Below are 26,241 nucleotides of genomic sequence, written 5' to 3'. Positions count from 1 at the left end.
TATGAGGAGCATAAGCTATTTGTCCCCTCTGCCTACCTGTCGATATTCACTAGGCAGCACGCCTGTCAGTTCGCGAAAGATTCGGCTGAAATATTTCTCATCGGTATAACCCACCCGCTCTGCAATCCAGAAAATCGTGTTGTTTGTGTTCAATAAATACTCTTTTGACTTCTCCATTCGTATATATCGGGAATAATCATTAAAGGTTTTTCCCATGATGTCCTTGAAGCATTGGCTGAAATAGCTTCTGCTAATATTGAGTTGCTGGGACAGCCCTGAGGCTGTAAATGCCTGATCCAAATCATTCTGCATAATCATCACGGCTTTTTTCACACCATCTATTATTTCCTGAGAATACGAGGTCTGTTCATCCGCCTTGCGAATGCTCTCCGAAGTCTGCTTGATCCACTGTTCCACTTCAAACCAGGATTGAAAAGAATGGATCATTGAGATTCTGCCCAGCGTAGTCTGGGCAAATAGATGGTTCCACTCCATGACCAGAGAGTACAGCAATCCCATCAGTTGGCCTTTTTGTAGTCTTAGGGATTTAAACTCTTCAATCAGCTGGTTGTAATAATGGTCGTTATGTGTCCACGGAGATAGAAACCAACTTCGCTTAATACGATCCATGTCTTCGTCCTGAGGTTCTATTGGAGATGTATCTTCTTCATTCATGGAAACAGCAATAACCGGATCATGAGGTTCATAAGCATAAAATAAGGACGATTCTGTATAGTTTATAATCCAGTTTTGAATTTGCGACCATGTGCGTTCCTGTACATCAGACAACACCAATAGGGCCCCTTGGGGAATCTGGTCCAAGTATTCCTTTAATCTATTGAATAGCTGATCCTCTCCATCCAGGGGTGCCGCACACATCCAGCTATTCCGCTCCACTTCAAATTGGACCTCTTCGACATTGGATTCGAGTTCAATGGGCCAAATTTGGCCGGACTTCCGGTCCAGTGAAACAAGTGCATACACTTTACGATAATGGACGTTGGTTTCACCTAGTTGCGGCAGCTTTCGTCTTGTATTCGTGAGCTCACCAATCCGAGTATGTATTCGGTTCAGTACATGTTCGAATTGTTCCTTCTCAAGCTGAACTTTGGCTATATAGTCGATCGCTCCCAGCCGAAGCGCTTCCTGGATATAATCAAAATCCTGATGAAGAGTAAGCACGACAATATGAAGTTCGGGGTAGAGCTGCCTTGCGGCTCGCATCAGTTCAATGCCAGACATCACCGGCATTGCAAGATCCGTTAACATCAGATCTACCGAGTTGGATTCCAGAAAGTCCAGCGCCTTAGCCCCGTTACTCGCTTCTCCAACAACCTCCATACCGAATTCGTTCCATGGCATTGCAGAGCTTATTCCTTTTCGTACCAATTTATCGTCATCCACAATCAATATCTTAATCATGCCGAGATATCTTCTCCTTTGATAGGAAGTATAAGCAAAATACTTGTCCCTGTTCCCAGCTCGCTCTCAATCACCAATTGAGCTTCATCCCCGTACTGCGCTTTTAACATGCGATGAACATAATTGAGCCCGATGCCCATGCCTACTTTTTTATGTTCAGGTACACGATTATTCAGAAGTCTTTCAATCGCTTCCTCCGTCATACCTGCTCCATTATCCTGAATCATAATGTTCAATGTTTCTTTGCGTGTCACTTCAATTTGAATAAAACCTTCATCACTCAGTCCATGGTAAAGTGAATTTTCAACCAACGGCTGTAGAATAAAACGAGGTACTGGTATTTGAAGCACTTGCTCATCAGCCGAAATACGCACATCAAATTCAAAGTCATATCGGATTTGCTGTAAAATCAAATATTGTCTAAGCGCGTCTATTTCCTCTTCCATCGTGGAGACCTGTCCTAATTTACCCAAATTATAGTACAGCAGCTTATTCAGGGACTGCACCAGCCTGTCAATCTCCCCTTGTCCATTCATAACTGCAAGCCAGTGCACCGTATCCAGCGTATTCATCAAAAAATGAGGATTGATCTGGTACAGCAGCTTTTCCACTTCAAGATCTGCACGAATTTTCTCTTTCTGCTGCACCTCTTTAAAGAGATCACCGATTTGATGCTGCATATTTGAGAATTCGCCCAACAGAAAATCGAATTCAGGAATTTGCGTGCGGGTTTGGCTGCCTGCCGTTTGTGGATTTTGAGACATACCGTTGATTTCCGAATGGAACAGACCGAGGGGTTTATAAACCATCTTCCACAGCAACCAAGCCAGAAATACCGTAAAGCCAAGGAAAAATAAAGCGACCAGTAATATTTGAAGCAACCATTGGTTTTTCTCCTGTTGATACTTGGCCTGCGAGATCACCGACACAACGCTCCAGTTCTGAGTGGAACCCTGTCTGAACCAATGATAGTCGCGAGCTATTCCGTCCGATGCTGCACCATTCGATAAGCTGGAGAAATTCTCCCCGACTTTCATCGCTTCGGGAATCTCACTATACACAATATTCCCCTCTCCATCGAGGATCAAGTGGGATAAATCTCCTTTGTACTGATTGTAACCCAATATATCCTGTGCAAGGTGAAAACCGGATTCAACGTAAATATACACATCGTCCCTCTGGGGTAATTTTACCTTCCGCATGGCGGATAGGACGAGCTGATCATCAAACCGGTTCATACTGACATGAGGTCCATAGTAGGTAATCCCATATGCTTTGGAGAGCACAGGCAAAGATTCGGGTGCAAAACGATCCTTAATAGGAAAGTTTCCAAACTGTGTGGAGCCGTCCTTCTGAAAATAATACAATGTCAAACCTATATTCGGGTTGGTAAAGGTTACGACATTTAATTCGCTCTTTAATTCATCCCGAGTTTCAATCAATTCAAATATATTGGAGGATGGTTTCAACACCTCATCCAACTTTTTGCCTAATGTACCGCTGTAGGACAACTGTTGAGTAACATGATTCAGGTTCGTAATCGAATTCTCCAGTGATGAAGTGACCTGCTGTAGATTGCTTCGAATGCCATCATCAATCTTATTGGCAAATATGGAATCAATGGTATAGTACGAAATTGCAAATATACTAATGAAAGGAATAAACGCACTGAGAAAAAACAGCAAAAATATTCTTTTTTTGAGTGTCATTCCAACCTATTCTCCTTAACTTCATCCATTCGATGTTGAATGCATAACTCCATAATTATAGATTGATAATTCAATATGTCAAACGCTTTCAAATTGTGATCATGACAAAAAGACCCTGCCAGCGTGATGCCAGCAGAGTTGTTATTATGGTAAAGGAATTAAACCAGGAAAGCTTTAGAGATGATGACCAACAAGATGAACAGAACAAGGATTGCGCCGATGGATGTGAAACCACCGTATCCACCAAGACCTCCAACATTTCCATATCCTACTTCACTCATGTAATCTCCTCCTCTTTTGTGTTATGTCATAAGGTATTCAAATCGTGGTGTATTGACAAGGCTATTCACGCAATCATCAAAAAAAGGGGCTCTATCCGCCGATCCGATTCTTTGACTTCATGTTCATCTCAGGTATTGATCCCAAAACTCTTGGATTCCTGAATAATGTAGTCGCCTTATCCTATATTGCCACTTGGCGAATGGCTAGTCTCATTAAATTTCATAATTCCAAGTCTAGTACGATCAGAGCTTGGGACAACACCGCTTAATCGTATTATTAGCCTGAGCTGGTTGACTAGCCATATCTAGCATGTTAACCTAGGCCGAGTATTAACAATGATTGTCAAACCCTCCTACTATAATGATGAAAGGTAATTCAACAAATGATGATTTATAGTCGTCTCGCCATCATGATGCCCCCCTTTCCCTAGCTAGGCTCCTATTCTTGTTGTCATAACAGAGTATAGCTTGTAGGAGGGCTAATATATTATGAAGAAATATGCAGTGCCATCTTTGCTTTTAATGATTGTTCTTGTCGCTTTTCCACAAATCAGTGAGACCATTTACACTCCATCACTGCCAAATATCGCATCAGCACTTGGTGTAACGAATAGTTCCGTACAATTCACGTTAAGCATCTATTTTATAGGATTTGCCTTGGGTGTTTTTTGTTGGGGCTGGCTGTCCGACTTGATCGGTCGCAGACCTGCAATGCTGGCGGGTCTTATCATATATGGGATCGGAAGCTTGATGTGCTTTTATTCGGAATCGATTCAATGGCTCCTCGTCAGCCGTTTCGTTCAAGCTTTCGGTGCCGCAACTGGATCGATTATCACCCAAACCATGCTTCGAGAAAGTGTATCGGGAGATCGAAGACATGTTATGTTTGCTCAAATCTCTGCTGTCATTGCATTTACGCCGGCAGTTGGACCACTTATTGGTGGTTGGATTGATCAGGCCCTTGGCTTCAGATGGGTGTTCTTGGCGTTAGTAGTGATGAGCGTGTTGTTGTTCATTTATGCTTTTCTTAAACTGCCGGAGACAACGAACGTTTCTTTACGATCCAAAGTCGCTATACTTCCGGTTGTAAAAAAGATGCTAGCTATGCCGCGCGTAATGGTGTTTGGCGTGTTGATCGGAGGTATTAACGGAGTTTTATTCAGTTATTATGCCGAAGCTCCCTTCATCTTCATTGAACACTTTGATCTGTCGCCTGGCGTTTATGGTTTTCTGGGCATTATTGTGGCCTTGGCATCGGTGGTCGGTGCAATGATCTCCAAAAAATTATTGACCGTTTACGCACCGGAAAAGATCATTCGTTTGGGTTGTCTGGTCATGACCAGCGGAGCTCTGCTCTTAACTCTTGGAAGCAGCTTGTCTATGCTGCCCAATCTTTTGCAGATCAGTTGCATGTTATTTGCCATGTTTGTTCTGTTGATTGGCGCAGGTATTGCTTTACCCAATTGTCTAAGTCTTGCGCTTGTTCATTTTCATGATGTGATTGGCACCGCCGGTGCGATATTTAGCTTAGGCTACTATTTGCTGGTAAGCCTTACGACATGGGGAATGGGTGCTCTCCACAACGGTTCATTGCTGATGATGCCTTTATATTTTCTGGTCATTAGCGGCGTAATGTGGTTGCTTGGCAAAGGCTTTATTTTTGAAGAGTAATTCATTGAGATAATTCATTAGAATCATCAATAATACGAAGAAATGTCACGGGGCACATTTCAAAAAAATAGAAGCAGTCCAGTACCTTTAACGTATCTGGGCTGCTTTTATTACTGCCCATTAAGATATGTTCGATTACTTCTATTCCATGAAATACAACTGATGCTTCTTGCGGTACTCTCCAGGCGTGAGGGAAGTTTGACGTTTGAACAACCGTGTAAAATAGTTATGGTCCTGCAGTCCACACAACTCGCCGATACGCTTGAGTGAAAGCTCAGAATGTGCCAATAACCGTTTGGCCTTCTCTATTTGCAGGTGATGCCTGTATTGCAGCGGGCTCATCCCCGTATACTGCTTCAGGCAGCGAGCCAGGTAATCAAAATGATAAAGCAGATCACGCTCCATCATTCCGGAATCAAACGGCTGCTCCAGGCGTTGACCAATATATTTCGCTACCTTCTCGCTCAGAAAATAGGATCGAGCCTGCGGGCTATTCTGTCTCATCCCCTTCTGTAATTGCAGAAGGAACTGGCCTAACAGAACATGAAGCTCGAAGGAACGCGGACGGGTGAGTACATGGTGCAGCTCAAGCATTTCTTTCATTAACGGCTCCAGGTTACGTAAATCCACCGCAGCGAATTTGGGAATTTCAATAACTCCAGGGGGGGCCTCAATATCTTGGTCTGTTTGCTTAAGCAAAGGCTGCTCCCAAGTCGTCTTTTCTTTCAAAATCATCTTTTGCACAGAGGGAAGCTGGAAATGAATCCAGTATACCTCCGTCTGCACATCCGTTGGTCTATAGCCACGGTGGTCTTTGCCAGGTTCAAGAACCAGCATCATACCTTCCGCAATCTCGTAACGGAGGCCATCTTCTTCCATGTATAACGCTCCTTTGGCGCAAACAATAAGATCGAACACGTCAAAGCTACGCTGGGCATGCTGCATCCCCGGCTGCCATTCAGTGTGCCCAATGGCTGCTAACAGTGGATACGGTGGGACTTGAAGTTCAAGTACAAGCATACGATCCCTCCTTTGTTCAAAATGTAGAGAATGTGCTATATATAGTCGTGATTGTCAGCTGTATCGAAGCTAATGATCGATTAGAGTGGTAGATATAATATGATTCTATCATTTAATGACCAGGGGGGAACAAGCATGAAATTTCGTCAAGTTCATCTCGACTTTCATACGTCAGAAGCCATTGAAGGCATTGGCCGTGATTTTTCGAAGCAGCAATTTCAAGAGATGCTCCAAACTGGACATGTCGATTCCATCACCCTATTCTCCAAGTGCCATCATGGTTGGACCTATCATCCGACTACTGCCAATCAAATGCATCCACATCTGAATTTCGATCTTCTGGGTGCCCAGATTGAGGCTGCTCATGAGATAGGCGTGAAGACACCGGTTTATCTCTCTGCTGGCCTGGATGAGCGACTCGCCCGCAAACATCCCCAATGGCTCATCCGCAATCAGCAGGAGCAAATCAGTTGGACAACCGACTTCATGACGCCAGGATATCATCAATTTTGCATGAACACCCCTTATCTTGACGTTCTCACCCTACAGGTCGAGGAAGTTGTAAAGAAATATGATGTGGACGGCATCTTCCTCGATATCGTTGGTGTTCGAGAATGTTATTGTCAATATTGCGTAGCCGAGGTGCATACGCAGGGCTCCGATCCACGAAACATTCAAGATATGAGAAAACTGTGGGAACAGACTTATGTTCGTTATGCTAATCGAATGAATGAGACTGTGCATGCAGTGAAACCCGGATTACCCGTGTTCCACAACAGCAGTCACGTCGACCGCGGGCGCAGGGATCTCGCCCATGTGAATACCCATCTGGAGTTAGAATCGTTACCAACGGGCGGCTGGGGGTACGATCATTTTCCGCTCTCGGCGCGTTATGCACAGACATTAGAGGTGGATTTCCTCGGCATGACCGGGAAATTCCATACCTCCTGGGGTGAATTCGGCGGATATAAACATCCAAACGCGCTGCGTTATGAAACTGCGCTGAGCCTTGCGAACGGGGCACGCTGCTCCATCGGGGATCAGCTGCATCCGGCTGGTCAAATGGATCCCGCCACGTATTCACTGATCGGTGAAGCCTACCGCGAGGTAGAAGCTAAGGAGGAATGGTGCCGAGATACTACAGCGATAGCCGATATCGCGTTGCTGTCGGTGGAGGCAACGCGATGGGAAGCGGGAGGTAATCCACATGATCAGCACAACCACTATGATACTGGAGCTGTAAGAGTTTTGCTGGAAGGCCACTATCTCTTTGATGTCGTGGATTTGCAGGCTGATCTGTCCAAATATAAAGTTATTATTTTGCCGGATGACATCCTCATCACAGAGTCCATCAGGACCAAACTGAAAGGCTTTCTTGCGGAGGGCGGCAAAATTCTCGCCACTGGCCGTTCCGGACTCTCACCGGATGGAACGGGCTTTGAATTCAATTTGGGTGTAGAATATCAGGAGGTTTCCTCATTCCGTCCCTCCTATTTCCGTCCGAATTTCGAACTTCCTTCGCTGCGTACAGCCTCTTTCGTCATGTACACCGAAGGACAGAACACCGTGCCAACGACAGACGGCATCGTACTTGGCAGTAAGGAAAATTCATATTTTAACCGTGACTTGTTCACGTTCTGCTCTCACCAGCATACGCCTTCTGATCTGCAGGAATCGGGAACGGGCATGGCTGAAGGTCGGGATGGAATCTATATCGCGTGGAATGTTTTTGAAGATTATGCGACAAAGGGGAGCCTGGCTGTCAAGGAAATCATCTGTTACACGCTGGACCGTTTACTGAGTAACAACAAGTCGCTGATGACCAACCTGCCTGCCCAAGGGGTTACCACGCTGCAAATGCAGACGAACTCGAACCGTTGGGTGAATCATCTACTGTATGCCTCTCCAGTACGTAGAGGACAAGGTGTGGAAGTTATCGAGGATATCCCTCCACTTATCAATACAGAGGTGACGGTTGCGGCTGCCGAACAAGTACAAGATGTCTATCTGGCGCCACAGAACCTTAGTCTCCCATTCAGTCAGGTGAACGGCCTTGTGACCTATACGATACCGGAGTGGTCCTGTCATCAAATGGTCGTGATTCAATTTTAGAAGCACAGTTATGGAACATATAACAGTAGACAAAAAAGAAGTCGCCATCAACATGGCGACTTTTTCATTGGCGGATTACTCCCCCATATATACTAACCTTTAGATATTAATGATTACACACAAACTTTAAATTTGTTTAGACTCTGAGAAATATCACGAATCAGTGTATCCACATTTTCCCGTTGAGTTGCCCAACTGGTACAAAAACGAACGACGCTGTGTGAATCGGACACCTTTTCCCAGAATGTGAACGAGTAACGGTTTTGTAAATCCTGAAGCAGGTCATCTGGCAGAATCGGAAATTGCTGATTGGTTGGTGAGTCATATAGGAAAGTAATACCTTGCTCCGCAAGTGAATCATGAATCAACATAGCCATGTCCACAGCATGCTGGGAAATTTCTAGGTACAGGCCATCTTCAAACAGCGTTTCAAACTGAATACCCAGCAATCTGCCTTTGGCGAGCAGGCCGCCTTTTTGTTTGATCATATAACGAAAGTCCGGCTTGAGCTTGTCATTCAGAATGACTACCGCTTCCCCCATCAATGCTCCGATCTTGGTTCCGCCAATATAGAATACGTCACACAGGCGGGCGAGATCAGCAAGAGTCATATCACAATTTCGGGAAGCAAGAGCATACCCTAGGCGCGCCCCATCAATAAAGAACGGGAGACCACACTGGCGGCTTACGTCAAATAATGCTTGCAGCTCTGCCTTGCTGTACATCGTACCATTCTCTGTAGGCTGGGATATGTAAACCATTCCAGGTTGAACACAATGTTCAGGTGATGCATCACTTCTATGGGCTTCATAGACCGCTCTGACCTGATCAGGTGTAATCTTTCCATCTTCGCTCGGCACTGTGAGTACCTTGTGACCCGTAGCTTCGATGGCTCCTGTCTCATGGACAGCGATATGACCCGAAACAGCTGCAATTACACCCTGGTAGGGACGCAAAATAGATGAAATGACCGTTGTATTGGTCTGTGTACCGCTTACCAGAAAGTGCACATCCGCCTGTTCACTGTCACAAGCTTGACGAATGAGTTCTCTCGCCCGCTCACAATGGGCATCCGTCCCGTAGCCGCTTGTTTGTTCCATGTTAGTTTCAATCATTCTGCGCAGAATACGCTCATGCGCACCTTCGTTATAATCACATTCGAATCGTATCATCGTCTTGTCTCTCCTGCCTTTTTGTTTAACTTTCTCTGGATGTCCATCATGGATTCGTACACTTCTTTAATCTCTTCTTCGTTCAAGCCTTCCATCAGCTTCTGAATCTGCTGATCCGAGCGCTCATTCAATTCGTTGTATAGCTCCTTACCCTTTTCAGTCAGTCGAATCAGACTTACCCGGCTGTCAGCTGCTGAATTCACCTTTACCAGAAGTCCCTCTTTGGTCAGTTTACTTACAATTCGGCTCATGTAGCTGCGATCGATCGTCAGTGTATCCACCAGATTGTTGGCAATACTCTCTCCTTGAATCCCAATTTCGATAATGACTCGTGCTTCGGCGAACGAGTATCCCGTTCCCAGGATGTGCTTGTCAAGAACACCGAGTATATTGGTATAGAAACGGTTGAAACGTCGCATTTCAGTCAACATATCTGGATTTATTTGCTGAGAGTTGATGTTAAACCCTCCTTTTTAGTGGACAATGTCAACATTATATTAATCAGATTAGTGGACGTTGTCAACAATATAAATGATGATGAGCAAGTCAATTCACCTGAATGAAAAGCTCAGCTAAATCCGTAGTTTGCAACATTGGAATCAACTTGCTCCATCCGCACAAACAAAAACCGCGCAATATGCGCGGTTTTGGCGTTTTAACATTATGAATGGCTGTATTGTACCTGATGAAGTCGGCTGTATATGCCTCCGGCTGCAACCAGCTCCTCATGGTTGCCCTGCTCTGCAATGCCATCAGCGTTCACAACGATTATCCGATCTGCATTCTTGATCGTGGTCAGTCGGTGTGCAATAACAAGCGTTGTTCTACCCACAGACAGTTCTGCCAAGGACTTCTGGATCAGCGCTTCAGTCTCGGTATCCAGAGCGGACGTAGCTTCGTCCAGGATAAGAATCGGTGGATTTTTCAGGAACATCCGAGCAATAGACAAGCGCTGTTTCTGACCTCCGGAAAGTTTGACACCACGTTCACCAATGATCGTATCGATTCCTTCTGGCAAACTAAGAAGCAGCTCTTCCAAAGAAGCGCGACGGGCTGCATCCCAGATCTGCTCGTCCGTTGCCGTTAAATCGCCATAAGCGATATTTTCCTTAATTGTGCCTGAGAAGAGAAAAACATCCTGTTGAACAATACCGATATGTCTGCGCAATGATTCCAGCTGAACCTCGCGAATATCCATCCCGTCAACGGTGATCCTGCCTTCCTCTACTTCATAAAATCGTGGAAGCAGACTGCAGATCGTCGTTTTACCTGCACCGGAAGGCCCCACAAAAGCAACGGTTTCCCCTGGATTGATGGACAGACTGATGTTATTCAGAATACGTCGATTCTCCTCATAACCGAACGAGACATTTTCGAAGCGAATATCTCCACGCACGCTTTTTAGCTCAACCGCATTTTTCGCATCGGCGATCTCCGGCTCGGTATCAATGATTTCCAAATAACGCTTAAATCCAGCAATGCCCTTAGGATAACTTTCGATGACCGCGTTAATTTTTTCAATCGGACGGAAGAAGATATTGGATAACAACAGGAATGCCATGAAATCACCCATATCAATTCTGCCATCGATAAAGAACCAGGCACCGCTGATCATAACGAACACAGTAACCAGACGCATCATCATGTAGCTGACCGATATACTCTTCGCCATCGTTTTGTAAGCAAGCAGCTTTGTTTTACGGAAGTTCTCGTTGTCTACGGAAAATAGTTTTTTCTCATGCTCTTCGTTAGCGAATGATTGAACGACACGAATTCCACCTACATTGTCTTCAATACGGGAATTGAAATTCCCCACATCGCCGAAGAGGCGCCGATAGGTCTTCGTCATGCGCCCACCGAACACGATAATGACCCAGGCCATGATCGGGATAATAATAAAGGTGATCAGTGCAAGCTCCAAGTTAATGTTCGCCATGAGCCAGAAAGATCCGATTAATGTCATCACTGCGATGAATACATCCTCCGGTCCATGGTGAGCTACCTCGCCAATATCGTTTAGGTCATTGGTCAGATGACCGATCAGATGACCCGTCTTGCGATTATCGAAGAACCGGAAGGACAGCTTTTGCAAATGAGCAAACATCTTCGAACGCATGTTGGTCTCAATGTTAATACCAAGCATATGCCCCCAGTAGGTCACGACATAATTCAATACGGTATTCAGCGCATAGATGGACAGCAATACTATACATGCGAGGATAATGAGTGGCCAATCTTGACCTGGCAGCAACTCATTAATGAATTTACTTACAGCAAGTGGAAATGCCAGCTCGAGTAAACCAGCTATTACTGCACAACCAAAATCAATTAAAAACAGTTTTTTGTAAGGACGATAATACGAGAAAAAACGACGAACCATTCTTATTCACTCTCCACATCCTGATTAGGGCTATCTTCTTCATTTTGCAATTCAAATAGTTGGATGTACTCATCAATAACCTGATCTATGGCTTTCAGCTCACCACTAATCATCTGATGAATATTACGGAACTCCTCCTGACCAAGCTGTCTGGCCAACGTAGCTCTGCGATTCTGCATTTGTTCCAAAAAGACTAGAATTCTCCCACGACGAAACGTTTGTGCCCCATTCCCCCGTTTGCCGTGATGTTCTCCATGCCCTCTCCCACGTCTGGAACGTTCACCCTGCTGCTCATCTTCCCCACGACCGCTTCTCGACCGCTCTCCATGGCGATCAGGTTGTTCGTTCACATTTATATGTCTTTCTCTCATTTGTAAAGCACCTCCATTTGCGAGTTGTATACATATGTATACAACCTTCTCATGTATACGATTGTATACACATGTAAACATTCTGTCAACCGTATTTTTCCAATTTATGCAGAGTCAATTCATATTCAGTTCACCGTCCTAGAGTACACTAACTTACGTACCACCACAGAGATTCCCAATTCACAGATAAGACAGGAGAAGATGAGATTGACACTGAACAAACGAACTTCATTTGCCGCCGTAACCCTGATGTTAACCATGTTAGCCCCAATGACTGCTCTCGCCACACCGGCAACCAGTAACAGTAGTAACCTTACGTATGCTATGACCGAAAAAGCGGTGATGGAGAAGGCCAAGCTCCTTACCGAAACATATGGTACAACAAGTGTGCAGTACGCACTCATGGATGAAGGGGAGATCGTAATCTCTGGACAAGTTGGCAAAAACGATCTGGAGGACCGCATCCCCCTTTCTTCTAATACAATGTATGGCATCGGTTCAACCAGTAAAATGGTGCTTACCGCTGCTGTGATGAAGCTGGTTGATGAAGGCAAGATCGATCTGGATGTGCCGGTTGTAAACTATATCCCGGAGTTCAAGATGAAAGACAAACGTTACACACAAATTACACCACGCATGCTGCTGAATCATTCATCAGGGATTCTCGGAACCTCAAGCAGCAGTGCAATACTGTATGAGGACAACGATACCTATGCACATGATACGTTTTTGGATCAATTGGCCGAACAAAATCTGAAGGCAGATCCGGGAGCCTACTCGGTGTATAGTAACGATAGCTTTACATTAGCTGAAATTCTGGTCGAGAAGGTCAGTGGCATGAGCTTTAGCCATTTTATCCGTCAGAATTTCACCGAGCCGTTAGGTATGAGCCACACTAATACGCCACAGGATCTGGTTGACCCGGATCAAATGGCAGTAACTTATTCCCAGCTGCATAATGAACAACTTCCACTAGAGAATACAAATATGATTGGCTCTGGAGGCATTTACTCTACCGCTGAAGACCTGGTCAAATTTTCGCAAATCTTTACGGGAGAGGTAAAAGGCATTCTTTCCAGTGAGTCGGCAAAAGCGATGACGCAGGAAGAATACAAAAGAGGCATGTGGACAGAGGACAGCGATTCATCTATTTCGTACGGATTAGGCTGGGATAGTGTAAGTTTGTTCCCATTTAGCGAATACGGCATCCAGGCGGTTAGCAAAGGCGGGAATACGATTGCGTATCATTCGTCATTGATTGTGCTTCCGGAATACAACATGGCAGCCGCTGTTACCTCCTCAGGAGGTTCAAACACAACTGATCAATTGATTGCGAGTGAATTGTTGCTCAGCGCACTTGAGGAAAAAGATATTATTAAAGAACGGAAAGCGGAAAAATCGTTTGGCGTACCTGTAAAAGCATCCATGCCGAAGAAACTAACGCAGTATGCAGGCATTTATGGTGGTGGCGGCAGCTCGTTATTGAAGTTGGAAGTAAATGTTGAAGGGCAATTAACGATGACCATGCTTTCTTCTCCGAACAAAACGGAACAAAAGTATACGTATACCGTAGATGGTTCTTTTGTTAACGAGCAAGGGACAGAAAAGTTGAAATTCGTCCAAGGGGATAATGGGAATACATACCTGTGGTCCCGTTCGTATCAGTCTGTGCCAGGGCTTGGACAGATCGCCTCCTCGGAATACAAGGCAGAAAAGCTTGAAACCAATACATTACCCGAAGATGTAACAGCCGATTGGAAGCAGCGCGAAGGCCACATTTATTATCTGGTGAATGAGAAATACACCTCAACGGTATATGACAGTGCAACGCCGATCATCCCCATTCATATGTTTAATGAGGTACCCGGTTATGTGTATACCAATAAAATTGTTGATGCAAACCTGGCCGTGAACCAACTGCAAATTCCAGGTTTGGCTGGACGGGATACGATGGAGTATGAGTTCTTCGAGAAAAACGGCGTGGAATACTTGGCAGCAGGAGGAAAGGTATACGTCAGTCAAGAACTTGTGAGACCACTCTATTCGGGGATACAATCGGAGACAACGATTCAAACGAATGGTTATGCGACATGGTATTCGGTCCCCGCAGCCGCTGCAGGTAAAGTGATGACGGTGAAGATGCCTTTGAAAGGTGCTTTCACTGTATATGACCAGGCTGGTATCAGCATGAATCATACCGTGGTCAGTGGTGAGAATGAAGTTGCATTACCTGTGAATGGTACGATTGTATTTGCCGGTGAAGCAGGTTCAAGGTTCGAAATTTCGTTAACAGATAAATAATAATGAATATGAAAAATAAATACGCCCGTTCCCCGGTGTTCGACTGGGGACGGGCGTTTCTCTCTTTCTGAAATCATTTTTGATAGGTACCAAGTTTATTTCACTTCATTCATAAACTTCCTGAAGTTTTCAGCTATTTCTTTGGATCGGGTATGGTGTAAATAATGTCCACCTTCGAATGTCATCACTTTACCATGTACTGAATTTTTAACTTGCTCTTCATGCAAAGGTATCCATCCTTCCGTTTCGGTATCATTCGCTTGTAAAAAGAAAATCACAGGAAGATCTTTGGGGAAGGACAAGTGCTCAGCTGCTTTGAAATTGGGACCGAAATTTTCGCCTTCATTCAGGTTGTTCGGATTAAACGTATTTTTGAGTGAAAGGATTCTAATTTGTTCTCTTGTTTCATCATCAACGTCGGGTGCAATCAGTTGATCAGGGGCCAGTTTCATTAACAATCGGTAGAATCCGGATTTTTTAAGCAGTTTGTACGTTTCGGTTGGGAATGGATCATCATTACCTCCCTGCGTTGGTACGCTGCTATCAATCCCGACAAAGGCACTTACTTCGTTTGGATATTTGTTCACATAGTCCAGTCCGTAAATTCCTGAAATGGAGTGACCCATGAGCGTGTAACGATGAATATTAAGCTGCTGTAACGCTTCATGAATTTCACTAACCATATTTTCCGTGGTACGCTCTTTTTCAGTTACGTCACTTAATCCATAACCAAAAGGCTCAATGACGACGACTTTGTAAAATGGTGATAACTCATCAATGAGCGGTTTAAAATCAAGGGCTGGAGCTGGTGTTCCATATCCGGGAAGTAATACGACCGTTTCTTCGCCTTTTCCTTGGATCAACACATTCATGTTTTTCCCGTCAACCGCTACAAACTGACCATAGGGTTTTATTTTCCCTTCCTCTGATTTGTTGCTAAATACATTAACGATAAAAACAGTGGCAATAAATAATGCAAAAGCGATAACTATGGCTCCGAATATTTTGAGCAAAATGATTAATATTTTTTTCATCATGATGGTTCTCTCCTGTTGAGTTCATTTACTTTTTTAATGAAATTTGAAATTGGGAACCAGCCTCACCTGCAAATACAATACGGCCGTTCTCTGGTAAAACAACATCATTCTTACCGCTGACCACGCTGTGATTAATACAAATTCCGTTCTGATCATAGATAGCAAAGGCTCCATTTGCAGGTAACTTCACTGTCATGATTTTTCCTTTCGCAGTAGCGGGTACCGAGAACCATTTGGCATATCCATCTGCTTGAATGGTTGTTGCGGATTGTTTACCCGCATAGATTGGTTTCACCATTTCCTCACTGGCGAATACATAACCTGAAAATGTAAGATACTCTCCTCCGTTCTTTTTGGAGAAATGAATGTCCATCGGTTCTCGTCCGGCAGTACCCGGAATCTGCAATTGATTGGCTGCTTCGCCTGCTCCAATAATTTTATTATTGGACATATACCCTGGATTCTCTTTATTCATATGAATAGGCAGGATCGATGTAGAATTAAGATAGAACATTGATGTGTATTTCGCATTCACCAGATAATATTTTTTACCATCACGCTTTGCCCATGCAGCGTTAATCTCCTTGGGTAATGTATTGGCTTTGAGCTTCTCCGCATTATATTCTGAGAGAGCCACCTGTCCGAGTCCTGGAACGGAGATATAAGATCGAGACCACAGGTAGGTATTCCCATTTTTCTCCACAACGAATTTCAACTTTTCTGTACCATCATCACTCACAAAAGTACCATCTGATGTATAGGTGTATTCTTGAACCGGATTACTTGGAGCCGTGAGAGAGGAGACTGTCATTTGTCCAGCCTTATTTATTTTGATCTTCGTAACTGAATTATTGCCACCATATCTCCCTGCAAATTTGGAGATTTCTTTAGGCATATCAGCCTTCACAGGTACACCAAATGATTTTTCCGGTTTCCGTTCTTTAATCATGCCCTTTTCTTCAAGTGCGCTAAGTAATAACTCACTCGCAATGAATTGATTAGTTATGCTTGCTCCGCCTGAAGAGATCACGGCTGCAGCCATGTTGTATTCCGGAAGTACGACGAGTGAAGAATGATAAGATAACGTATCTCCACCTTTCGTAACAGCCTTGATGCCGTAGTCACTGAATGGGAACAAGTCCACACTATCCCAGCCTAATCCGTAAGACATAGAAGAATCACTATCCTCTGGCCACATGCCTCTTCTGTATTCTTTTTGTTCCATGGCTTCTACCGACTTGTTGGAAAGAATGCCTTTGACCTCTCCTGTGAAGATTTGCGAAAATTTCACCAGATCCTTAGCGGTGGAATATATGCCTCCTGAAGCAATAATATTATAATTCTCTTGTGGAAGTTGCCCCTTATACACAGGAGAGTAGATTCCCGCCATTTCTCCCGTATTAACTATATCCTGTGGTGTTTTAGTATGATTCATTTTCAGAGGCTCTGTAAAATATTTGTGTATAAATGCCGTGAAACTCATACCAGTGACTCTCTCAACCAGAATTTCAGCTAATGTAAATCCATCGTTAGAGTACACCGAATACGTACCTGGCTCTGCCATCAGATTCTGGGTCGCCAATTGATCCAAAAAGGTATCATGTGCATAGGTATCATTATCCCCATACAGTATAGCACTACCGCTAGAGGTTCCGAGAAACCCGGCCGAATGATTCAGCAACATACGGGGTGTAATCTGTTTGTATCGGTTATCTTTCATTGTAAAATCAGGCATATACTTCACTACAGGCACATCCAAATCGATCTTGCCTTCATCAACCAGCTTCATTACAGCGGCTGTAAGCATCATTTTACTGGTTGAACCAATGCCATAGATTGTGTTCGAAGTAAGAGGTACCTTGTCGTTTAGATCGTTCTTGCCCGTTTGACCGGACACTGTAATCTCTCCACCATCAATCAGCGCATATTGCAGACTCGTCGTACCGTACGTTTCAGTCAGCAACTTAGCTTTTTCGATTACGGTTTTCTTTGTTGTCTCATACGTAAGGTTAATGCTGTTATTCATGGCAGCCGGTGCGGCCATTGCAGACATTGGGGCAAGTATCGTCAGCATGAGAGTCACAGCAGCTATAGTATTTCTCTTTCTTGCTCTCCTCACACTCATCTTCAGTTTTGTTACCTCTCTTGGTTTCATTCTTGCATCTACTCCTGTCTTCATCATTGTGTTAAGCCACCATAACGTGGGCGCTAAAGACAATATAACAAACCAAGATGTCCCCCTAATGACTACTACATGAACGGAGGATGAACAGGTAAAAAAAGTTTGCATCGTCATACGCAAGGAGGTCTATGCAGGGTGTCATAGCCTAGTGGAGGCATGAAACCCAATCACTCTGTGGGTGTTGTGATGGGCAAGATGACGATGAAGGTCGTTCCTCGTCCATATTCGCTCTCCACCCGGATGTCCCCTTGATGAAGCGAGACGATCTGCTTTACGATAGCTAGTCCCATACCGCTTCCTTCATATTTCTGACTGTGGGAACGATCAGCTTTAAAGAAGCGGTCAAATATACGCTTTTGGTCTTCCGGGAGAATCCCAATACCCGAATCCGATATGCGGATCGTCACGTTCTTGATATTCTGTTTGATCCTGATGCTAATTCGGGCACCATCTTCGGAAAATTTGATGGCATTGCCGAAGATATTGATCCACACCTGATTTAACTGGTCATGATCGGCCGTGATTTTGGTGGGCTGCAAATCAAGATCGAACTGAATGTTACGGGCCGACCATTGGGGTTGAATAGCGACGATTACTTGTCTGATCTGTTCATCCAGACTGAGCGTGGCGAGCCGCATTTGCAATGATTGAGATTCAAGCAAACTCAGCTTTAGCAGACTATCACTTATTTTGGACATTCGTGCAGTTTCAGTGATGATAATATCGAGATAATCGCTTCTTTCGTCATCCGGGAGGTCTACCTGCTTGAGCGCTATAGCAAAACCGGAAATGGAAGTGAGCGGAGACTGAACTTCATGGGACACGTTTGCTACGAATTCCCTGCGCATCTGCTCAAGCTGCTGTAGATCGTGCATCATTTCTTCGAAACTACGAGCCAGAGTACCTATCTCACCCTTTTGTTTAATATTAAGCTTGACATTGAAATCTCCGGCAGCTATAAGCCGGGTCGCTTCTGTCAATTTTTTGATCGGTCTTACCAGAAAAATAGCCGCAATTAGTATCAATAGGCTTCCTGCTAACAACGAACAAATCAAAAAGGTTACAACAAACTTGATAAGAAATGAGGTGGAAGAGGAAGTGAGGGGCTCTACAAACATGGCTATGCTTCCCATTTCAGTTTTTATCGGCAATCCCAAGAAGATCGTATCGATTCCATTAACTTGGACCCTTTCCCCATCCAGCACTTTCTTCACTTGTTCTGTAGTCACTAGGAAAGGATGTTGTCCTTTAAGTTCTCCATAGGATTGAAACTGACCCGTTGCTTTATAGATTCGAATGTGGTAAGAGTTGAGTTGTTTCATTTCACTTATAAACATTTCTGCTTCGCGTATAGGCAATGTCTCGTAGATGCGGACGATATCCTGGCCAAAGTCAAGCAAGGAGCTTTGTAAGTTTTCGTTTAATTTATCTTGAAATATCCAGGTTGTAGCAAGAAAAGAAAGGATTGTGCCTCCGATCACGGAGACCAGAAAGGTCAGGACTACACGTGTATAGAGGGAGCCGGTCACTCCTGCACCTCTAGCCGGTAGCCAAGTCCCCGCACCGTTTCGATACGAAAATCGGAGATATCGGCAAAACGTTCGCGTAGACGTTTAATATGCACGTCTATCGTTCGATCATCGCCAGTATAATTAATTCCCCAAACTTGATCGATTAATTGCTCCCGCGTATAGACTTGTCCCGGTAATCCAGCAAGTTTATACAATAATTCGAACTCTTTAAGCGGCAAGGTGAACGACTCTGTACCCCTCAGGACCTTATAAGTCTGCCGGTTCAGAATAACGTTTCCTAATTGGATGGTCTGCGTTAAACCTATACGGTATCGTTTTAACAGTGCCTTGACGCGAGCCATCAACTCAAGCGGATCGAATGGCTTCGTCATATAGTCATCTGTCCCGAGCTGAAATGCTTGTACTTTCTCCCAGGTCTCGTTTCTTGCCGTCAACATTAGTAACGGAAGATCCGGATTGGCTCTTCGAAGTTCCTCGCATAATGCCCAACCGTCCATGACTGGCATCATAATATCAAGAATAACCAAATCGACTGGCGTGGAGGTATAGATAGCCAGGGCTTCCTTTCCGTCTACGGCGTTGATGGTTGTAAATCCGTCGTTGCGCAAAAATAAACAGACGAGTTTGCGAATGTTCGCATCGTCGTCAGCAACTAATATCGTAGGCATCGTTTCCACTCTCCTAAAAAAGAATAATTCTTCAGTTGAGCAAGAGCGAAGAATTCTAAATCATGCTACCTCATTGGTTGAAATCACTCTGTTCTACTATAAATATATCTTCTTCTTTGCATAATTCCATAAACAAGTCCCGCTGCTCCCATATATATCCTGAGTCGGCGTTGCAAGCTGCATCGCTTTCTCTCTTTGTATAATGCCCCTTTTCCGTTCTCTTTTCTATTACTATATGAACCTCGAAGATAAACTCCTTTTAACACACGTACTTCTTTCTAACTGAAGTGACAAACTAATTATAGTTAAATTTAACAAAAGCAGCCGATTACTTTGATCGGCTGCCTTCTTAGTTTCGGTAAACATGCTACCTTACTAGAATTCATCTATTTTAATGAAATTTCAAATGTGGAACCGTCCTCACCTGCAAATACAATGCGGCCGTTTTCCGGTAAAACAACCTCATTCTTACCGCTGACTACGGTGTGATTAATACATACACCCTTTTGATCATATACGGCAAAGGCGCCATTTGAAGGCAGTTTAACGGTCATGACTTTTCCATTCACCGTTGATGGTATAGAAAACCATTTGGCGTAACCGTCTGCTTGAATCGTTGTTACAGATTGTTTCCCCGAATAGAGTGGTTTTACAATTTCCTCACCGGCGTATACACTACCTACGGCTGTAATATACTCCACTCCGTTCTTTTCAGCGAAATAAATTTCCTTTGAATCCCGTCCAGCCATGCCAGGGATTTGCAGCTCAGTGACTGCTTCATTTGCTCCAATAATCTTAATATTGGACACATACCCTGGAGTCTCTTCGTTCATATGGAAAGAAAGGATTGGTGATGAATGCAGATATACAGTTGATGTATACTTCTGATTCACCACGTAGTATATCTTACCTTCACGCTGCTCCCATGAGGCGGTAATATCCTGGGGTAATTCATTGGCTTCCAGCTTCTCCGCCGTATATTCTGAGAACGCCAACTGTCCAAGTCCCGGCATGGATATATAAGATCGAGACCACAGATACGTCCTTCCATTCTGCTCTGTAACGAATTTCAGCTTTTCTGTGCCTTTATCGTTAACAAACGTACCATCCGCTGTATATGTGTATTCTTGAGCCGGGTTATTTGGAGCTGTCAGCGCGGATACAGTCATTTTTCCAGCATTAATTTCAACCTTCTTAACCGAATTATTGGCGCCATATATACCGGCATACGTGGATATTTCTTCAGGCATATCCGCCTTCACTGGTACGCCAAAAGATTTTTCCGGCTTTCGTTCTGTAATAATACCCTTTTCCTCTAGTGCACTGAGTAATAATTCACTTGCAATGAACTGATCTCTGGCACTCGTTCCCCCTGAAGAGGTAACGGCTGCAGCTAGATTGTATTCCGGCAGTATGATTAGAGAGGAGTGATACGATATCGTATCTCCACCTTTCGTCAGGGCCTTGATGCCATATTCACTGAATGGGTACAAATTTACACTATCCCACCCTAACCCGTAAGAGATGGACGTGTCGCTATCCTCCGGCCACATGCCTCTTTTGTATTCTTCTTGCGCCATGGCTTCTACCGACTTACTGGATAGAATACCATCGACTTCTCCCGTGAAGATTTGTGAAAATTTCACCAGATCTTCAGCGGTGGAATAGATGCCTCCAGTAGCGATGATATTATAATTCTCTTGGGGAAGCTGATCCTTAACCAGAGGAGAATAGATACCCGCCATCGCTGCTGTGTCAACGACATCCTGTGGTGTTTTGGTATGATTCATGTCCAGAGGTTCCGTAAAATAGTGGTGTATAAAAGCTGTAAAGCCCATGCCGCTCACTCTTTCAACTAGAATCTCGGCTAACGTAAAACTGTCGTTACTATACACCGAGTACGCGCCAGGATCAGCCTTCAGGTGTTGATTCGCCAATTGATCCAGAAACGTGTCATGTGAATACGTATCGTTATCTCCGTATAATGTGGCATTGCTTCCGGTGCTGCCTAACAGACCAGAGGAATGATTCAACAACATACGTGGTGTGATTAATGTGTAGCGGTTATCTTTCATCTTAAAATCAGGTAAATAGTTCACAATTGGCACATCCAAATCGATCTTGCCATCATCAATAAGCTTCATAACAGAAGCTGTAAGAAACATTTTACTTGTTGAGCCGATGCCGTAGATTGTGTTCGAAGTAAGAGGCACCTTGTTATTTAGATCGTTCTTGCCCGTTTGACCGGACACCACAATCTCTCCAGCATCGATTAATGCATATTGCACACTGGTTGTACCGTACGTCTCAGTAAGGATCTTCGCTTTCTCCGCTACTATTTTCTTGGTTGGTTCATACGTCAGATCGCTGTTGTTACTCGTAGCTGGTGCGGCCATGACTGACATTGGAGCTAACATCGTTAACACCAGGGTTAACGCAGCGATTGAAGTTCGTTTTCCCTTTTGTCGTCCCATTCACATCATCTCCTGATTTTACATGTTTTGGTTGATTAGAGTTCTTTTGGATCTATAAACTTCACTTCTGGATACAAGTCGCTCGGTCCCTGAATCAGAATTCCACCCGTTTCTTTCAGCTGCTTGTTAAAGAAATCGAGTACATATTGATTTATGATATTTGATCCTCTTTTACCATTGATGTCTCCTGTGATCCCGGACAGTTTAATCAGCTCCGAATAGAATTGAAGATCCGTGAAATTGAAGTGCTGTGTTCCTTCTATATAAATCACATTTCCCCCATGTTCGATAACATTTTTCATAATGTGCAGCTCATCTGAAAGAAATTTATTTACTTCGTCATCCGAATTTCTATCATTTTCAAAATTGACTAACCAGTCTTTAAAACTTCCCGATCTAATGAACATAAACGGCTTGTTTATATCATCTCTATTTTCCACTTCATTCAGTGACCCGTCCATATTAACCCCGGCCTTGATTCGAGGATCCAAATACGTTGCATTAAACGCCGTTGCACCCCCAAAAGAATGCCCCATCGCACCGATGTTATTTAAATCCATTTTCCCTTTAAACTGACTTTCAATTACACCTGAATTCAGCTTTTCGATTTGATTGATTACAAACTCCACGTCTTTTGTCCATATATCCCCAATTTCTCTGCGGTCATCTATGGTTGTCATCTTTGTTGTATAACTCGTTACACGGCCATCCGGAAAAAGGGTAGCAAACGTGCTGTACGTATGATCGATTGTCACTACGATATACCCATGACTGGCCAGATTCTCCGCCTGTGATGCTTGTAGAACTCTACTGGTTCCCATACCATGAGATAGCAGTACCACGGGATAAGGACTTGTGGAAGGTAATATTTCTACATTTTCATAAGAGTTGGTTTGACTATACTTCAAGTAGTCGAGCACAAATTCGGGCAATTTTAAAGAAGTTGAGAAGCTCTGAATATACTTTTTGAACATTTCTTTATTATTTGGAAACAGCGTGTCACGCTTGTGGTTATTGCTGTTTTCAGTAGGGTACCAGACTTGAACCATTAGTTCCCTCTTATCACTCTGATCTTCAGTTAAGACTTCAGCTCTATTCTGGTCTGTAAAATGAAATGTTTGAGTACCCACTTTCTCTGGACCATCCGGCTTCGGCAAATGAAAGACAGGTAGGTATACAGACAAGGCAGTAGAACCAACCAGCAGAATGACGATTAGGGAAGATAAACTATATCTCAACAGCTTTCCTATTTTTAGACTTATCATCTTTTCAGAATGTCTGAGTAAAACAAGAAGTATGAATATAGCCGTCATGATATATACCAAAAGTAACTGCCATCTGTATCCCTCAACCAGCAATTGAACTACGAATATGACGCTACTTCCTATCCCCACACCCAAGCCTATTTTCTTTGAACTTCTTTTAATAAATAGTAGGTCTATGAGTAAAGCGAAACAGGATAGAACTAAAAGTATTTCAAAAAATCTCATGTTGAAATCCTCTCTCTTTCTTCACGGACATCATCCGAATTGGATTTACTATGGAAAAACCGCCCAACAGGACGGTTTTTCATATTCGTTAATGCATATCTGTTAAGTCACGAATGTACTTTTACACCCTATTTATTTCGCTTCGTTCATAAAAGCTCTAACGTCTTCAGCAATTTTTTTGAATTGAGTATGGTGTAAATAATGTGTACCATCCATTGTGATTACTTTCCCATGTACCGAATCTTTAATCTGTCCTTCGTGCAACGGTATCCATCCTTTTATATCTTCATTATTCGCTTGAACAAAGAGAAGAAGCGGAAGCTCTTTAGGGAAGGTTAACCCCTGCGCCCCTTTGAAATTGGAAGAAATATGTTCCATCTCATTCAACATCGTGGAACTATTTGAGTTTTTATTTGACAGCATTTTCATCTGCTCTACAGTGTGCTCATCAAACGGGAGTCCAGCATAAGGGTCACCACCAAATTTGACCACTAATCTTTGAAGACCTGATTTTTTAAGGAATCCGAACATTTTTGTAGGGAATTTAACATCCATGCCTGGTTGTGTTGGAACACTGCTGTCAATTCCGACAAATGCAGTCACCTCATTTGGATATTTGTTCACATAATCAATGCCGTAAATCCCTGTAATGGAGTGGCCCATGAGAATGTATTTATTAATGTTAAGCTGCAGTAGAGCTTCATGAACTTCACTTACGATATTCTCTGTGGTTCTTTCTTTTTCAGTTTCATCACTTAATCCATAACCGAATGGCTCAACCGCAACAACTTTGTAATATGGTGATAGTTCATCAATAAGCAACTTGAAATCAAGCGCTGGTGTTGCTGTTCCATAGCCTGGCAGAAGCACGATTGTTTCCTTGCCTTCACCTTGAATGAACACATTCATATTTTTCCCGTCTACAGATACATGCTGACCGTAGGGCTCTATCTTTTTCGCCTCTGAATTTGTACTGATCACATTCGTGATATAAACAATACCTAGAAACAAAATAATGGCGATTACGATTGCTCCTAGTATTTTAAGTATAATATTCCGTACTTTCTTGGCCTTCGATCCATTCTTCACTTTCTTTTCCTCTGGTTGTGTCACTCTCATCTTCTCCTGTCTTGAACTGTTAGTTCGGCTTTCTTTTTTGCTGCTAATGAAATCTTAACCGATGAAAATGTACTCCCCGTGACGTCAATATGAACTGAATATGAACAAGTTAATTAATATTTACCGCTGCGTCATAAAACTCATGAATTTTTCAGCAATTTCTTTGGCATGGGAACGATATAAAAAATGATTCGCTTCTAACAACACCATTTCTCCATGAGCGGAGTCCTTTATTAGCTTTTCATGCTCAGGAATCCATTGATCTGTTCCCGGATGATTCGCCTGAACAAAGAACAGAACAGGGAGATTTACAGGGAACGTTAGCTGTTCAGCTGCTTTAAAATTGGAATACATTCTTTCTGCCTCATTTAATTGAGTGGTATTATACATATTTTTGCGTATCAGAATGTTCAATTGTTCTTTGGTCTGCTCGTCATAAGGCAGTCCATCATAAGGGTCAGCACTCAGTTTCAATTGTAATCGCGCGAAACCTAAGTTGCGGAACCATTTAATCGGTTGTGTATCTGATGAATCAATCTTCTGTTCACTTATCGCTGGAACACTGCTATCCAGCCCGACAAATGCACTTACTTCCTTTGCATATTTGTTCACATAATCCAGGCTATAGATCCCCGAAATGGAATGACCCATCAGGATATATCGATCAATATGTAGACTCTGTAACGCTTCGTGAATTTCACTAACGATATTTGCTGTACTGCGTTCCTTTTCGGTCTGATCACTCAATCCATAACCAAAAGGTTCAACTACGACGACTTTATAATAGGGGGATAGTTCTGAAATAAGTGGCTTAAAATCTAGTGCTGGTGCCGCTGTCCCAAAACCGGGTAGAATTACGACGGTTTCATTCCCTTCACCCTGAATGAAGACATTCATCTGTTTTCCATCTACGGACACATGCTCTCCATACGTTTCCATTCTTTTTTGCTCCGAATGACTGCTGATTTTGTTAACGGTATACACGATAGCAACCAAAAGTAGGATGGCTATAACGATCGCACCTAATACTTTAAGCAAAATCCTTAACACGTTTTTTGTCTTTGTTCGACTCCGTGTCTTCTTGTTCTCTGTTTCTTGTGTCATACTTATCTGCCCCTGTTCTCTTCTGTTTGATGGCCACAAAACTTAGCTTTAATAAAAATCTAACCAACAAATATTTCCTCCCCATGACGACAATATGAACTGAATATGAACAAGCAAAAAAGCTATGGTCACATACAAGAGAGCCTGTACGTGGACCATAGCCTGGAGTATTAATGTAGTACAATAGATGCCAAAA

Annotated in this window: 19 protein-coding genes; 3 read left to right on the top strand and 16 right to left on the bottom strand. The window is 43.4% G+C overall.

Translation table 11 applies throughout. The features are described from left to right. Positions 1–15: 15 nt before the first annotated feature. The 3 genes from JNUCC31_RS30015 to JNUCC31_RS30005 form a co-directional block, all read right to left on the bottom strand. The gene (locus JNUCC31_RS30015) at positions 16–1,422 is read right to left on the bottom strand and encodes a response regulator transcription factor (protein WP_192266957.1); all 1,407 of its coding nucleotides are present in this window, start codon (positions 1,420–1,422) and stop codon (positions 16–18) included. Beyond that, positions 1,419–3,131, bottom strand: a complete 1,713-nt coding sequence (locus JNUCC31_RS30010; protein WP_192266956.1) for a sensor histidine kinase — start codon at positions 3,129–3,131, stop codon at positions 1,419–1,421. Before JNUCC31_RS30010 ends, JNUCC31_RS30015 begins: the two co-directional genes overlap by 4 nt. 158 nt (positions 3,132–3,289) lie before the next feature. Continuing rightward, positions 3,290–3,412, bottom strand: a complete 123-nt coding sequence (locus JNUCC31_RS30005) for a sporulation protein YjcZ (RefSeq protein ID WP_079697598.1) — start codon at positions 3,410–3,412, stop codon at positions 3,290–3,292. A gap of 489 nt (positions 3,413–3,901) precedes the next feature. Here JNUCC31_RS30005 and JNUCC31_RS30000 point away from each other — a divergent pair, with 489 nt between their 5' ends. Beyond that, positions 3,902–5,083, top strand: coding sequence for a multidrug effflux MFS transporter (locus JNUCC31_RS30000; RefSeq protein WP_192266955.1), 1,182 nt, complete (start codon positions 3,902–3,904; stop codon positions 5,081–5,083). A 141-nt stretch (positions 5,084–5,224) separates the two neighbouring features. Here the strand turns inward: JNUCC31_RS30000 and JNUCC31_RS29995 are convergent, their stop codons facing one another. Then, positions 5,225–6,103 carry a helix-turn-helix transcriptional regulator gene (locus JNUCC31_RS29995; RefSeq protein WP_192266954.1) on the bottom strand — a complete coding sequence of 293 codons (879 nt, stop codon included), beginning with the start codon at positions 6,101–6,103 and terminating at the stop codon, positions 5,225–5,227. Between the two features lie 135 nt (positions 6,104–6,238). Here JNUCC31_RS29995 and JNUCC31_RS29990 point away from each other — a divergent pair, with 135 nt between their 5' ends. Further along, positions 6,239–8,215 (top strand): family 10 glycosylhydrolase, encoded by a 1,977-nt coding sequence (locus JNUCC31_RS29990; protein ID WP_192266953.1) that lies wholly within the window; start codon positions 6,239–6,241, stop codon positions 8,213–8,215. Positions 8,216–8,328: 113 nt separating this feature from the next. Here JNUCC31_RS29990 and JNUCC31_RS29985 read toward each other — a convergent pair whose 3' ends face one another. From JNUCC31_RS29985 to JNUCC31_RS29970, 4 genes are all read right to left on the bottom strand, one after another. Beyond that, complete coding sequence (locus JNUCC31_RS29985) at positions 8,329–9,387, bottom strand: threonine aldolase family protein (RefSeq protein WP_192266952.1); 1,059 nt, start codon at positions 9,385–9,387, stop codon at positions 8,329–8,331. Further along, the gene (locus JNUCC31_RS29980) at positions 9,384–9,818 is read right to left on the bottom strand and encodes a MarR family winged helix-turn-helix transcriptional regulator (protein WP_228469312.1); all 435 of its coding nucleotides are present in this window, start codon (positions 9,816–9,818) and stop codon (positions 9,384–9,386) included. The genes JNUCC31_RS29985 and JNUCC31_RS29980 overlap by 4 nt, the downstream gene beginning before the upstream one ends. Positions 9,819–10,048: 230 nt before the next feature. Next, complete coding sequence (locus JNUCC31_RS29975) at positions 10,049–11,767, bottom strand: ABC transporter ATP-binding protein (protein WP_192266951.1); 1,719 nt, start codon at positions 11,765–11,767, stop codon at positions 10,049–10,051. A 2-nt stretch (positions 11,768–11,769) separates the two neighbouring features. Beyond that, entirely contained in the window at positions 11,770–12,138 is a 369-nt protein-coding gene (locus tag JNUCC31_RS29970; protein WP_192266950.1) for a hypothetical protein, read from the bottom strand. A gap of 201 nt (positions 12,139–12,339) precedes the next feature. Between JNUCC31_RS29970 and JNUCC31_RS29965 the strand changes: the two genes are divergently transcribed. Further along, complete coding sequence (locus JNUCC31_RS29965; RefSeq protein ID WP_192266949.1) at positions 12,340–14,439, top strand: serine hydrolase domain-containing protein; 2,100 nt, start codon at positions 12,340–12,342, stop codon at positions 14,437–14,439. Between the two features lie 95 nt (positions 14,440–14,534). Here JNUCC31_RS29965 and JNUCC31_RS29960 read toward each other — a convergent pair whose 3' ends face one another. From JNUCC31_RS29960 to JNUCC31_RS29925, 8 genes are all read right to left on the bottom strand, one after another. Next, positions 14,535–15,476 carry an alpha/beta hydrolase gene (locus tag JNUCC31_RS29960; protein ID WP_192266948.1) on the bottom strand — a complete coding sequence of 314 codons (942 nt, stop codon included), beginning with the start codon at positions 15,474–15,476 and terminating at the stop codon, positions 14,535–14,537. A gap of 25 nt (positions 15,477–15,501) precedes the next feature. After that, positions 15,502–17,631 carry a serine hydrolase domain-containing protein gene (locus tag JNUCC31_RS29955; RefSeq protein WP_192266947.1) on the bottom strand — a complete coding sequence of 710 codons (2,130 nt, stop codon included), beginning with the start codon at positions 17,629–17,631 and terminating at the stop codon, positions 15,502–15,504. A gap of 194 nt (positions 17,632–17,825) precedes the next feature. Then, the gene (locus tag JNUCC31_RS29950) at positions 17,826–19,187 is read right to left on the bottom strand and encodes a sensor histidine kinase (RefSeq protein ID WP_192266946.1); all 1,362 of its coding nucleotides are present in this window, start codon (positions 19,185–19,187) and stop codon (positions 17,826–17,828) included. Further along, the gene (locus JNUCC31_RS29945) at positions 19,184–19,858 is read right to left on the bottom strand and encodes a response regulator transcription factor (protein WP_024634381.1); all 675 of its coding nucleotides are present in this window, start codon (positions 19,856–19,858) and stop codon (positions 19,184–19,186) included. Before JNUCC31_RS29945 ends, JNUCC31_RS29950 begins: the two co-directional genes overlap by 4 nt. Positions 19,859–20,244: 386 nt before the next feature. Then, positions 20,245–22,332, bottom strand: a complete 2,088-nt coding sequence (locus tag JNUCC31_RS29940) for a serine hydrolase domain-containing protein (RefSeq protein WP_192266945.1) — start codon at positions 22,330–22,332, stop codon at positions 20,245–20,247. Positions 22,333–22,367: 35 nt separating this feature from the next. Further along, positions 22,368–23,822, bottom strand: a complete 1,455-nt coding sequence (locus JNUCC31_RS29935) for an alpha/beta hydrolase family protein (protein ID WP_192266944.1) — start codon at positions 23,820–23,822, stop codon at positions 22,368–22,370. A gap of 132 nt (positions 23,823–23,954) precedes the next feature. Further along, positions 23,955–24,935: an alpha/beta hydrolase gene (locus JNUCC31_RS29930; protein ID WP_192266943.1), complete on the bottom strand. Its 981-nt coding sequence runs from the start codon at positions 24,933–24,935 to the stop codon at positions 23,955–23,957. A gap of 126 nt (positions 24,936–25,061) precedes the next feature. After that, the gene (locus JNUCC31_RS29925; RefSeq protein ID WP_192266942.1) at positions 25,062–26,045 is read right to left on the bottom strand and encodes an alpha/beta hydrolase; all 984 of its coding nucleotides are present in this window, start codon (positions 26,043–26,045) and stop codon (positions 25,062–25,064) included. Positions 26,046–26,241 lie beyond the last annotated feature (196 nt).

It is taken from the genome of Paenibacillus sp. JNUCC-31, assembly GCF_014844075.1.
GTDB lineage: Bacteria > Bacillota > Bacilli > Paenibacillales > Paenibacillaceae > Paenibacillus.
Note: the sequence above shows the minus strand (reverse complement) of the source record. Positions and strands in the feature narration are given on the sequence as shown.